The sequence below is a fragment of the Pseudoflavonifractor sp. MCC625 genome, assembly GCF_018784545.1.
Taxonomy (GTDB): Bacteria; Bacillota; Clostridia; order Oscillospirales; family Oscillospiraceae; genus Pseudoflavonifractor_A; species Pseudoflavonifractor_A gallinarum.
Window position 1 is genome coordinate 6,041 of record NZ_WQOJ01000040.1, and the last position, 585, is coordinate 6,625.

A 585-nucleotide genomic window follows, 5' to 3' on the forward strand; every position below is an offset into this window, starting at 1 on the left:
TGATGTGGTAACTTTTGAGCAGCTGGGTGTGGACCGGCTGTTTGTGGACGAGGCCCACAACTACAAGAACCTGTTTTTATACACAAAAATGCGGAATGTGGCTGGTCTTTCCACATCGGACGCGCAGAAATCCTCCGATATGTTTGCCAAGTGCCGCTATATGGATGAGATCACCGGAAACCGTGGCGTGATCTTTGCCACCGGCACACCGGTCAGCAACTCCATGACCGAGCTTTACACCATGCAGCGTTATCTTCAATATGAACGCCTGCAAGAACTGAACATGACCCACTTCGACTGCTGGGCTTCCCGATTTGGAGAGACCGTCACAGCATTGGAGCTGGCACCGGAAGGCACCGGCTACCGGGCAAGAACGAGATTCAGCAAGTTCTTTAATCTGCCGGAGCTGATGAACCTGTTCAAAGAAGTGGCGGACATTAAGACTGCCGACCAGTTAAATCTCCCTACCCCGGAAGTGGAGTACCACAACATCGTGGCGCAGCCCACCGAACATCAGCAGGAAATGGTCAAAGCTCTTTCGGAGCGTGCATCGCTGGTACACAGCGGAACTGTTGACCCGTCCCA

At 53.0% G+C, this 585-nt stretch carries 1 pseudogene; it reads left to right on the forward strand.

The window, feature by feature from the left end:
- A pseudogene (locus GPK94_RS13610) lies at nt 1–585 on the forward strand (hypothetical protein); the annotation flags it as partial.